General features: G+C 56.7%; 8 protein-coding genes. All 8 read left to right on the top strand.

Features of this window, described 5'->3' with window-relative positions; translation table 11 throughout:
- Positions 1-55: 55 nt before the first annotated feature.
- Positions 56-559, top strand: a complete 504-nt coding sequence (gene tssB / locus J3A98_RS13935) for a type VI secretion system contractile sheath small subunit (RefSeq protein WP_209966847.1) — start codon at positions 56-58, stop codon at positions 557-559.
- Positions 560-593: 34 nt separating this feature from the next.
- On the top strand, positions 594-2,132 hold the full coding sequence (gene tssC / locus J3A98_RS13930; RefSeq protein WP_209966845.1) for a type VI secretion system contractile sheath large subunit: 1,539 nt from the start codon (positions 594-596) through the stop codon (positions 2,130-2,132).
- 24 nt (positions 2,133-2,156) lie between these two features.
- A complete protein-coding gene (tssK, locus tag J3A98_RS13925; protein ID WP_209966843.1) occupies positions 2,157-3,512 on the top strand; it encodes a type VI secretion system baseplate subunit TssK in 1,356 nt (451 codons plus the stop codon).
- Entirely contained in the window at positions 3,509-4,189 is a 681-nt protein-coding gene (gene tssL / locus J3A98_RS13920) for a type VI secretion system protein TssL, short form (protein ID WP_209966841.1), read from the top strand. Before tssK ends, tssL begins: the two co-directional genes overlap by 4 nt.
- Positions 4,190-4,194: 5 nt before the next feature.
- Positions 4,195-5,925 (top strand): OmpA family protein, encoded by a 1,731-nt coding sequence (locus tag J3A98_RS13915; protein ID WP_209966839.1) that lies wholly within the window; start codon positions 4,195-4,197, stop codon positions 5,923-5,925.
- Positions 5,926-5,940: 15 nt separating this feature from the next.
- Positions 5,941-6,432 carry an Hcp family type VI secretion system effector gene (locus J3A98_RS13910; RefSeq protein WP_104887814.1) on the top strand — a complete coding sequence of 164 codons (492 nt, stop codon included), beginning with the start codon at positions 5,941-5,943 and terminating at the stop codon, positions 6,430-6,432.
- A 148-nt stretch (positions 6,433-6,580) separates the two neighbouring features.
- Positions 6,581-9,235: a type VI secretion system ATPase TssH gene (gene tssH / locus J3A98_RS13905; protein WP_209966838.1), complete on the top strand. Its 2,655-nt coding sequence runs from the start codon at positions 6,581-6,583 to the stop codon at positions 9,233-9,235.
- A 2-nt stretch (positions 9,236-9,237) separates the two neighbouring features.
- Positions 9,238-11,745 carry a type VI secretion system tip protein VgrG gene (gene vgrG, locus J3A98_RS13900; RefSeq protein WP_209966836.1) on the top strand — a complete coding sequence of 836 codons (2,508 nt, stop codon included), beginning with the start codon at positions 9,238-9,240 and terminating at the stop codon, positions 11,743-11,745.
- The last annotated feature ends 100 nt before the right edge of the window (positions 11,746-11,845 follow it).

The following is an 11,845-nucleotide window of genomic DNA, read 5'->3' as shown; positions in this document are numbered from 1 at the left end:
GTTGTCAGTGATGTCACTTTCGTCGAGGCCGTTTCCAGTGGCTTCAGGAGGAGTTATGGCTTCAGGCAGTTTTCAAAGTGAGGTGCCGAGGGCGCGCGTCAATATTAAACTTGATCTTCATACGGGTGGGGCCCAGCGTAAGGTTGAGCTGCCGCTTAAGCTCATGCTGATGGGGGATTACAGTAACGGAAAAGAGCAGCGTCCGTTGTCCGAACGGAGCAAGGTTGATGTCAATAAAAATAATTTTGACAGTGTGCTCTTGGAGTTTTCACCGAGCCTCAAACTGGTCGTTGAAGATACGCTGGCCAGCGAAGGTGGAGAAACGCCTGTTGAACTGAGTTTTCAGCGGATGAAGGACTTCGAGCCCGAACAGGTCGCTCGACAGATACCCCAATTACGTGCGCTGCTGGCGATGCGCAACCTGCTGCGTGAGTTGAAAGCCAATCTCTTGGATAACGCCACGTTCCGTGCCGAGTTGGAACGCATACTGAAAGATGAAGCGCTGAGTAATGAACTGCGTAAGGAACTGGCTGCCCTTGCCCCTCAAGGCGGATGCTAGAAAACCATCATCTCTACAGGCGGGAAGCTAACAAATGTCCGAAGAGCAATCCTCTGCGCAATCGCGTGGCGCCACTGTGCGGGTGGAAGACAGCCAGAATGTCTATCACGCATTGTTTGAAAAAATAAATCTCGAACCCCTTGAGCAGATGGGTGGTATCGACGCCTACCAGAGTGTGGATGTTCTGTCTGAGGCAACACCCAATCAGCGTGTTACTGCGTCTGTAAGTGTTTTTCTTGAGCGGCTCAAGCAAGTCTCCCCGAAAGTGGAGCGTCTGGACAGGGCCCTGCTGGACGAACACATTGCCTCGATTGATGCCCAGATCAGCAGTCAGCTGGACGAAGTGATGCATCATCCTGACTTTCAGCGTGTAGAGTCGATCTGGCGTGGGGCGAAGTCGTTGATCGATCAGACGGACTTCCGCCAGAACGTCCGCATCGAGTTGTTGGATATCAGTAAAGAGCATCTGGCCCAGGACTTCGAAGATGCGCCCGAAATCGCTCAAAGCGGCATGTACCTGCATACGTATACTCAGGAATACGATACGCCGGGTGGTGAGCCTATTGCGGCGGCGGTCTCAAACTACGAGTTTGGCCGTGGGGCGCAAGACATTGCACTGTTGCGGAATATCTCGAAAGTTGCGGCCTCCGCTCATATGCCATTCTTGTGCTCGATGGGGCCTGCGTTCTTTGGCAAGCAAACAATGGAGGAGGTCGCCGCGATCAAAGATATCGGCAACTACATGGGCCGTGCTGAGTACATCAAATGGCACGCTTTCGCTGAAAGCGATGATGCCCGCTATGTCGGCGCCACATTGCCCTGTACGTTGGGGCGACTGCCTTACGGGCCTGATACGAATCCGGTTCGGCTGTTTAACTATGAAGAGCGAGTCAAGGGGCCGGATCACAGCAAGTACCTCTGGGTAAGCTCGACGTTCGCGTTTGCAGCCAATATGGTCAAAAGCTTTATAGCCAATGGTTGGTGCGTACAAATTCGAGGGCCGCAATCAGGGGGTGCTGTAACGAATCTGCCGATCCATCTCTATGACATGGGTACGGGCAGTCAGGTCAAGATTCCTTCGGAAGTGATGATTCCGGAAACCCGCGAGTTTGAGTTTGCCAATCTTGGGTTGATTCCGTTGTCGTACTACAAGAATCGCGATTATGCGTGCTTTTTCTCCGCGAACTCAGCGCATAAGCCGGCGATCTATGACACACCTGAGGCCACGGCCAACAGTCGTATCAACGCTCGGCTGCCTTATGTCTTCCTGCTTTCGCGCATCGCTCACTATCTGAAACTCATCCAGCGGGAGAACATCGGCACAACCAAGGATCGCCGCCTGTTGGAACTGGAATTGAATAGGTGGATCAGCGGCCTGGTTACCGAAATGACGGACCCCGGCGATGACTTGCAGGCGTCTCATCCGCTGAGGGAGGCAAAGGTGGTTGTCGAAGATATTGATGACAACCCAGGCTTCTTCAGAGTCAAGCTGTTTGCGGTGCCGCATTTCCAGGTTGAGGGTATGGACATCAACCTGTCGTTGGTTTCGCAGATGCCCAAAGCTAAATCCTGACGGCGAACCCGGGAGTTACTAATCGTGAAGATCGATCGGCCTATGTGGGCGTCCGGTGTGGTGTTGTCTGCGCAGCAGTTTCAGCAGCAGGCCCGCTTTGAATCGTGGACCAACCAGGCAGTTGCTTCCTTGGCATGGGTTCATCCGTGGGGTATTCGCGCAGTCGCATTTGATGCGGACGCACTGCAGCTAGGCAAACTCCTGGCCACTCGGCTGCAGGTGTGCATGCCCGATGGAACGCTGATTGACACGGATCGATTGGATCGGCTTCCCAGTGCCCTGGAACTGTCCCGGGCGCTGCCTGACGACAGTCAAGCGGCAACGGTGGTGCTCGCTTTGCCGCTGGAACGGGCCAATGGCAACAACTGTCTGTTCGAGGGTGGCCGAGTTGAGCGCCCGGTGAGATACCGCCAAGTGTGGCGGGATGTACAGGATCACTATACCGATGAGGTGCAGTCGATCAGCGTACTCGAACATGCACTGAGCTTGCGCCTGAATGAAGATGACAACGCAGACTACCTCACCTGCCCAGTGGCACGCCTTGTCCGGGATGGGCGGGGGCGGTGGGAAATTGATCAGGATTACATCCCCCCGTTGCTGAGGTTTGATGCGCACGCTGGATTGTTACTTCAGCTGGATAACTTGCTGACCCAGCTGTCCTCCAAACGTGAGCGGCTGATGGGGATGCGTCGCGAGAGCAACCAGCGCATGGCAGATTTTGCTGTCGCTGATGTGACATTGTTCTGGTTGCTCAACGCGTTGAATACCTATCAGCCGGTGCTGGCAGACCTTAAAGCACACCCTGCTCGGCATCCGGAGTTGGTGTACCAGCAGTTGGTGAAATGCGCGGGGGCGCTGTTGACGTTTTCGTTGGACCAGAGTGTCGAGGACATTCCTGCCTATCAGCATACGCACCTTGAGTCTGTTTTCCCGCCGTTGATGCGTACGCTCTCCACATTGCTGGAAGCGAGCCTGCCGTCACGTGTGCTGGCTTTGGTACTCGAAGCGCGCAGTGCCAACCGATGGCAGGTGGCCCTGAACGATCCTCGTTTGCTTGAGCCAGACGGGGCTGACTTTTACCTGTCGGTGCGCTGCCGGCTGCCAGCCGTGCAAGTGCAAAGCCAGTTCCCACGGCTGTGCAAGATCGGCTCGCCTGATGATGTGGACTATCTCGTCAATGCAGCTCTCGATGGCGTTCCCTTGAACCCCCTCAGTCATGTGCCTGCGGCAATACCGCTGCGTTTGGAGAACCAGTATTTCGCACTGGGCCTGAGTCATGAAAAAGGGCGTGCCATGTTGGCCGATGGCGTCTGCGCGCTCTACGTACCAAGCGTGTTTCAGGACGCCAAACTTGAACTGTTTGCGGTGCTGCGCTCATGACGCTCGCCCAGCATGAACCCGTTGCAGCCAAGGTGGACATCGATGCCTTGTTGCAAGATACCTACTTGCTGGTGGTCGAGTTGCGACACGGCACAGGCGTGCACAGTAGCCCGGAACTCTGGCCTCGTTGTGCGGCGGATGTCGAGCATGTTCGGGCCTCGCTTCAGGAAGATGGCCTGGATAGCCGTAGCATCGAGCTAATCAGTCACGCGCAGTGTGCCTTACTGGATGAGACGGTGCTCGCTTGTGCCGAAGGTAAGGCCCATGAGGACTGGGCGATGGAAACCTTGCAGGCCAGGTTTTTCAGTAGCCACCAGGCGGGTGAATCGCTTTATGAAGACATTCGCACCGTGCTGCGTGAAGCCTCTGCACATCCTTATGTCTTCACGGTCTTTCAGCGGGTGCTGATGCTGGGTTTTCTGGGGCGCTACCGTGATGTCAATCACCCAGAACGGCAGCAGTTGCTAGCGGCAATCGATGCGCATGTACCCCCTCTTGATACAAGTCAGTCCCTTGTCACCCACGTAGGCGGCACTTCACACCTTCCGATGTGGGGTTGGCTGCAGTCCCCTCTAGTTCATGTGGTAGCCGCATCGGGCTTGCTGATAGGTCTCTGGTGGGGGCTTGACCATACGCTGGGTGAGGCAGTGGCCTCGCTCCTGCCGGTGCAGAGGTGAGCGGAATGCAGTTGAGACAAGTGCAAGGGCTCTGGCTATGGGCCGGAACGCTGTTCTTGGTGCTCATTGCCATGCTCCCGCTAGCTATCGAATTGCAGCTTACAAGTGCCGTGGTCGTCACAGTCGCAGTATGGGCAGCCTGGCGCCGAAGCAAACGAGTTGCCGACGAGGGGCGTGAACTGCGGTGGGCCAAGGGTGCCAGCTTACCTGCTGGGTCCTACCGCCATCCGGTAGTCCTGGTGGTAGGTGATTGTCTGGCTGAGTTGTTTGGTCCAGTGCCTGCTGAGCAGTGGGAGTTGCGGGTAACAGGGGAGGGTTGCTATGTCCGGGTGCCTGATGTGCAGAAGCTGCCCACGACGGTTACCAGTCTGCTTTTGCAAAGGCCTGAGTGGAACGACCAACTGAGTGTCATGTGGGTGGTGGATCCCACCATTCATACAGATGCTGCAGTGTTGGCGAATAAGCAGCGCAGCGTGAGCCGCCAAGTTGTGAAGCTGCGCGAGCGTGGCAACCCGCTGTCGCTGCTGGTGGTGGGCTATTTCCAGAGCACTTCGCAGACTCCGACCTGGTTCATCTGGGCGGCCGCCAAGTCGCGCGTGCAAGTACATGAGTCAGGTGAGTGCATGAGTCTGGCTCAATGGCAGAGATGGGGCACGGCTCCTGATTCCCGTGCTGCCCGACTGCGAGACGCGGTGCAATTGAATGCTGCTGCTGGCTGGTTGAACGATGTCTGTATGTCGGAAATACGCGTGCGGGCTTCTCGCCAGGAGAGCGCAGCCGCCACCGTCGTTGCCGTTGCATGGGCCCCCATCTCTGGCAGGCACCCTGAAAACAACCTATGGCACCGCTGGCTGCATGAGCGGACCGGTCTCTGCTTTGACCAGGGTGTCACCGATGAAGCCAATAGGTCATTGCCGTTCCCTGACGCTTTGCTCCATTTGCTGCCTCGCGGTGCTCGAAACAGGAGGCCGCATAGGGCTGTGCTGATGGGGGGCTGGCTATTTGTGTTGGCAGGCTCCATCGCTTTGGCAAGCTCGGCATGGCAGAACACATTGCTGGTTAGGCAGGTCACTGACGACCTGAGGCGCTACGACGCTGCTTCGGCGAGCGCTGAGCCTGACAGGCAAACTGTACGAGAGACCGCGCTGGACGTGCTTCATCAGGATGCCGAGCGCTTGGATCACTATTACCGCCAAGGTGCGCCGTGGTCACTAGGCCTCGGCTTATACCAGGGTGAAAAGCTGCGCCCGTCATTGATGGCGGCCATCAACGGGCATCGAATCCCGACGACGCCGCAGGCTTCGCCCGACAGGCCTCAAATGGTGCGCTTGGACAGCCTTTCACTTTTCAGTAGTGGCAGTGCGCAGTTGAAACCGCAGTCAACCAAGGTTCTGGTCACAGCATTGGCGGGCATCAAGGCACAGCCTGGCTGGCTAATCGTGATCACAGGGCACACGGATGCCACGGGCAACGACGAAAATAACCTGCGCTTGTCGCGTGCACGTGCATCTGCGGTTCACGACTGGATACAGCTCATGGGTGACATCCCCAGCAACTGCTTCGCGGTGCAAGGCTTGGGGGCCAGCCAGCCTATTGCAAGCAATGAAACGGAACAAGGACGGTCGGCCAATCGCCGAGTTGAGATTCGCCTGGTGCCGGAGGCGGGGGCTTGCCTGTCCTCGACTGCGGCTTCTGGCCTGCAACCCCAGTCGCATTCCGCGACCTCCAACACTTGAAAGAGGATTTTCTAAATGGCTATTCCTGTTTACCTGTGGCTGAAAGACGATGGCGGTGCCGATATCAAAGGCTCGGTGGATGTTCAAGATCGAGGTGGGAGTATCGAGGTCGTCGCTCAGGATCATAACTTGTACATTCCGACTGATAACAACACTGGCAGATTGACCGGTACGCGCATCCATACCCCATTCCTTTTCACCAAAGAGATTGATGCGTCTTCCCCGTATCTCTATAAGGCCGTCACAACCGGTCAAACGCTCAAGTCGGCGGAGTTCAAGTGGTACAAGATTAATGATGCCGGCCAGGAAGTTGAGTATTTCAATACCAAGCTGGAGAACGTGAAGGTCGTTCAGGTTGCACCAAAAATGCACGACATCAAAGATCCTGAGAAAGAAAAGCACAACCATTTGGAATCGGTTGAATTGCGTTACGAAAAAATCACTTGGACATTCAAGGATGGAAACATCATCCATTCGGATTCCTGGAATGAACGTACTACCGCCTGATGGAACTTGGCCGTCGGTCTGTAATTGCTGACGGTCCCCAGTGTATTGGGTTGAGCGTCCGCGTGCGGGCGCTCAGCCAAGTACACCAAGGTTTCAGATACGTCCACTCATGACGTTACGTTGACCATTGACGACAAGGATGCCCTGTATGGCACATGATCCTACCCGCTTGCTCCGCCGTCTCAACGCTTATTGCACCCAGGCACTGACGGCGGCAGCGTCGTTGTGTCAGGCACGTGGGCACAGTCATATCAGCATTGAACACTGGTTGTTGAAGTTGTTTGAGCAAGGAGAAGGTGATCTTGTGGTCATCGCCCGCCGTTATGGGTTGGATGTGGATGCCCTGTGGCAAGGACTGCTTGAGTACTTCAATACCTTGCCGCGCAGCGTGCTCAGCAAGCCCCAACTAAGTCTCGAAGTGCAGCAACTGATCAGCAGCGCCTGGCTACTGGCATCGATGGATCGCGACTGTGAGCAATTGCGCTCCGTGCATGTGTTGGCGGCCCTGATTGAGACACCGGACTTACTCAAGTGCTCAGCCGCTTGGCCTCTATTGGGTATCGGTTCAACACAACTGCAACAGGTGGTAGCCCTGCTTGAATCGGATTCGGAAGAAAGGCAGCTGGTGCAGACTGTGTCGTTCAACCCCGCGACGGGACGGACGGCCAAGCCTACAAGCGCTGCGGATAGCGATGTGGCGCAGCCAGCGATCCTCGATCAGTTCAGCCATGATGTAACCGCCAAGGCCGCAGCGGGGCAGATCGATCCAGTCTTCGGACGTGACGATGAAATTCGTCAGGTGATTGACGTACTGAGCCGTCGCCGCAAGAACAACCCCATCCTGGTAGGAGATCCCGGTGTCGGGAAAACCGCCCTGGTCGAAGGACTTGCTTTGCGCATTGCCAGCGGCGAAGTCCCGGATAGCCTGAAACCGGTGAGTATCCGTACGCTGGACCTGGGGCTGCTTCAGGCTGGAGCCGGGGTCAAAGGTGAGTTCGAGCAGCGGCTCAAGAACGTGATCGATGCCGTCCAGCAATCGGAAACACCCATCCTGTTATTTATCGATGAAGCGCACACCCTGATCGGTGCTGGCAACCAGCCGGGGGGCGCTGATGCCGCAAACCTGCTGAAACCTGCCTTGGCGCGTGGCGAGTTGCGAACCATCGCTGCCACGACCTGGAGCGAATATAAGCAGTACTTTGAGCGCGATGCTGCGCTGGAGAGGCGCTTTCAGATGATCAAGGTGGATGAGCCGGATGATGCCAATGCTTGCTTGATGCTGCGCGGGCTCAAAGCGCGTTACGCCACCTATCACGGCGTGCACGTTCAAGACGCTGCAGTGCAGGCGGCGGTTAGTTTGTCCCGGCGTTTTCTGACGGGGCGCCGCCTGCCGGACAAAGCGGTTGATCTGATAGATACGGCTTGTGCGCGTGTTCGCATGAGCCTCGATTGTGAGCCGCAGGCGCTGGTCCACCTCAAGTCTCAAAAGACAGCCCTGACTGCAGAGCGAACTGCGCTTGAAGAGGATGCACAGCTTACTGGCAGGTTGATGGAGCCTCGTTTGGCGCAGATTAACGCTCAGCTGGTTCAACTCGAGAGCCAGCAGGCTGCGCTGGAGCTGCAGTATCAACAAGAGCTTGAGCTTACCCGTCAGTTGCTCAATGTTCGTCAGGCCGAGCAGGTCGATACAGCGGCCTGCGCGAAGCTGCAACAGGAACTGAGCTACGTACAGGGGAGTCGGCCGCTCCTATCGCTGGACGTGTGTGCCCGCAGTGTGGCTGAAGTGATCGCCGACTGGACGGGGGTGCCCCTTGGTAGCTTGCTCAAGGACGAACATGCCAGCTTGTTGAACCTGGAAGATCAGTTGGCCGAACGCATTGTTGGGCAGGACTCGGCCCTGCTTGCACTCGCTCAACGGCTACGTGCCGCGCGAACAGGGTTGACGAACGACAACGCGCCGATGGGCGTTTTCCTGCTGGTCGGCACCAGTGGCATCGGCAAGACGGAAACAGCGCATGCCCTGGCCAGTAGCCTGTTCGGCGGTGAGAAGTCGCTCATCACGCTCAACATGTCCGAGTACCAAGAGGCGCACACCGTCAGCCAATTGAAAGGGTCTCCGCCTGGCTATGTTGGCTACGGCCAGGGCGGCGTACTCACAGAGGCCGTTCGCCAGCGCCCCTACAGCGTCGTTTTGCTGGACGAGGTCGAGAAAGCCCATCGAGATGTACTCAACATGTTCTACCAGGTGTTCGATCGTGGCTTCATGCGCGATGGTGAAGGCCGAGAGATCGATTTCCGCAATACCGTCATCCTGATGACCTCCAACCTCGGCAGTGATCTGCTTCAAGGTTGTGTGGAGCGACAGCCAGATATCGAGGACGCCGCGTTGCACGAACTGTTGCGGCCCGTGCTGCGCGCGCACTTCCAGCCTGCACTGCTGGCACGTTTCCAGACATTGATTTTCCGCCCGCTGGACTCCGGTGCGCTCAGGCGCATTGTCGCGATCAAGCTCGACCAGGTTGCCAGACGTTTGCAGCGCCATTACGGGTTGCAGTGCGAAGTGGACGACTCACTTTACGAAGCCTTGGTCGCCGCCTGCCTGCTGCCCGATACCGGCGCCCGCAACATCGACAGCCTGCTGAACCAGCAGATTTTGCCGGTACTCAGCCAACAGCTACTGCAGCGCCAAGCCCATGGCCAGCCAGCTCAAACGGTAACGCTTGGGTTCTGCGAAGACACCGGCATCAGTTTGAGCTTTTCGGATGAACACGACGCGGCGTTGTTGGCTGCCGAGAGGGCTTGATCATGGCGAAGCCTTTACTAGGTCCCACCCACAACCATTACACGCTTGAAATCGATGAACTGGATGACGTCGAACTCGATGTACTGTCGTTCAAAGGTGAGGAATGGCTGAGCCAACCGTTCAAGTACACGGTGGCGTTTACCTCTTCCACGCAGGACATTGATGTCGCCAAAGTCCTCGGGAAGGACGCCAGTTTTCAGATGGGGTCGTCAGAGCAGACACCGGCCAATGCGATCTCTGGGGCGGCGTCACGCACGTTGCATGGCGTGATTACGGGTTTCAAGCGCCTCTCCAGCTCCAAAGATGAAGCCCGTTATGAGGTGACCCTGCAGGCTCGCTTGGCGCTGCTCAGCCGTGGCAAACAGTACCGGATTTACCAACATCAGTCGGTTCCGGAGATCGTCGAAAGCATCTTGCGCAGCCGCCACCAGTTTGAGGGGCAGCACTTTCTGTTCGACCTGCTATGCGAATACCCCAAGCGTGAACAGGTCATGCAGTACGGTGAAAGTGACCTTGCCTTCATCAGTCGCCTGTTGGCAGAGGTGGGCATTTGGTACCGCTTCACGCACAACGACAAGCTGTTTATCGACGTTGTCGAGTTTCACGATCACCAGCAACATTATCAGTTCGATGTCAGTCTGCCGCTCCGCCCCCTGTCTGGCCTGACCAGCAACGGCCAGGATGGCGTCTGGGCGCTGCAGGTCAGCCATGCGGTGGTGGAGCAGCACATCAACGTTCGCGCCTATCACCACCGCGATGCTACGGCTTTCCTGGAGGGGGACGTAGATCACAGCCGGCATGCGACGACAACCTATGGTGAGGGTTACCACTACGGCGAACCCTACACCGCGCTGGGTGACGCAATCGCCCAGGATGAGGACCTGGAAAGCGAGAGTGGCTACTTCTATGCGCGCCTGAACCATGAACGCTTCCTTAATGGGCAAACCCGCTGCAGTGGCATCAGCAGCAGCGTCGCACTCGCTCCGGGGCAAGTGGTTACGATCACTGATGGGGCACCCCAAGTCTTCGACCCTGGGGTCGTCATGACGCATTTGACCGTCGAGGCTGCTCGGGACCGTAGTCTGGAAGTCACCTTCGAGGCGGTTCCCTACTCAGAGTCGATATGCTTTCGACCTCCATTGCCGAACAAGCCGCAGATCGTCGGGACGGTACCAGCGCGGGTCACCAGTACTCAGCAGAACGACCCCTATGGCCATATCGACCTGGAGGGCCGATACCGGGTGAACTTCCTGTTCGATCGGGACAATTGGAAAGCGGGAGAGGAGAGTGTCTGGCTACGGCTGGCACGACCTTACGCCGGTGACACGCACGGCCTGCACCTGCCGTTGATCTGCGGTACGGAAGTGGCGGTGGCGTTCGAGCAAGGCGACCCGGACCGGCCCTACATCGCGCATGCCCTGCACGATAGCCAGCACCCCGACCATGTCACGCTGCGCAACTACAAACGCAACGTGTTGCGCACACCTGCGAACAACAAGTTGCGCATGGACGATACGCGGGGGCAGGAGCACGTCAAGCTCAGTACTGAACACAGTGGTAAGAGCCAGCTCAATCTGGGGCATCTGGTCGATGCCGATCGCCGGCCTCGCGGGGAGGGCGCGGAACTGCGCACCGATGGGCATGCCGCGATCCGTGGCGGCAGTGGCATCTTCATCAGTGCTGATGCTCAGCCTCAAGCCCAAGGGACAATGCTGGAGATGGGAGCAGCGTTGGCTCAGCTCAATAACGCTCTGGCATTGGTGAACGCACTGGCGCAAAGCGCAGCTGTGTCGGGAGCATTACCAGCTGATAATCAGGCCCAACAGAGCCTGCGGGAGGCATTGGCGCGGCTCAGAGATTCGGGACTCCTTGCCTCGGCACCTGCCGGGATAGCTATGGTTACACCTGCAAACATCCAACTATCGGCAGAAAACTCAATTACAGCTACGGCTGGTGATAGTGCTGACTTCAGCCTATTCAAACGTTTTAGCGTGGCCGCAGGTGAGGCAATCAGTCTGTTCGCCCAAAAGTTAGGGCTCAGATTAATTGCGGCTCGTGGCCCTGTGGACATTCAGGCACAAAGCGATGCGATGACGTTACAAGCAGACAAGGAACTTGCTTTAAATAGCAGTAATGGCGAGATCGTTCTCAATGCCCAACACGGCATCACCCTGGTTAGCAGAGGTGCCTATATCAAGATAAAAGACGGATCCGTTGAGATCGGTGCCCCGGGTGAACTGCATATCAAGAATGACAATATCGCTTGGGGAGGCACTGCCTCATTGGAGAAGGCCCTGGCACCGATGATTCTGGAAGATCCTGTTTACAGCAATCCCATGCAAGGTGGCTTTCAAGTTAGAGATAAAGTCAGTGATAAGCCAAAACCTTACGTACGGTACCGAATTGAAGCTGCCGACGGCAGCGTGCTGAGAGGCATGACAGATGGGAATGGTTATACACAATCCCACTATGGAATTGATCTTCAAAGCATAAAGTTATTCTTTGAGTAACTTCGGAGTGATAGGAAATGAGCGGTGCGGATATCTCAGTAGCAGAGAGCAGGGTTTGCAAAAGTAAACCCGTTGTAGTGGCTCATCATCAATCGGTACA

Origin of the sequence: Pseudomonas sp. BP6 (assembly GCF_017875935.1) — a bacterium.
In the GTDB taxonomy this organism is placed as follows: Bacteria; Pseudomonadota; Gammaproteobacteria; order Pseudomonadales; family Pseudomonadaceae; genus Aquipseudomonas; species Aquipseudomonas putida_Y.
This window is presented reverse-complemented; position numbering and strand designations above follow the sequence as displayed.

Bases quoted from the DNA above. Each gene is read 5' to 3' on its own strand.
- tssB (WP_209966847.1), top strand. From the start codon at position 56: ATGGCTTCAGGCAGTTTTCAAAGTGAGGTGCCGAGGGCGCGCGTCAAT.
- tssC (WP_209966845.1), top strand. From the start codon at position 594: ATGTCCGAAGAGCAATCCTCTGCGCAATCGCGTGGCGCCACTGTGCGG.
- tssL (WP_209966841.1), top strand. From the start codon at position 3,509: ATGACGCTCGCCCAGCATGAACCCGTTGCAGCCAAGGTGGACATCGAT.
- J3A98_RS13915 (WP_209966839.1), top strand. From the start codon at position 4,195: ATGCAGTTGAGACAAGTGCAAGGGCTCTGGCTATGGGCCGGAACGCTG.
- J3A98_RS13910 (WP_104887814.1), top strand. From the start codon at position 5,941: ATGGCTATTCCTGTTTACCTGTGGCTGAAAGACGATGGCGGTGCCGAT.
- tssH (WP_209966838.1), top strand. From the start codon at position 6,581: ATGGCACATGATCCTACCCGCTTGCTCCGCCGTCTCAACGCTTATTGC.
- vgrG (WP_209966836.1), top strand. From the start codon at position 9,238: ATGGCGAAGCCTTTACTAGGTCCCACCCACAACCATTACACGCTTGAA.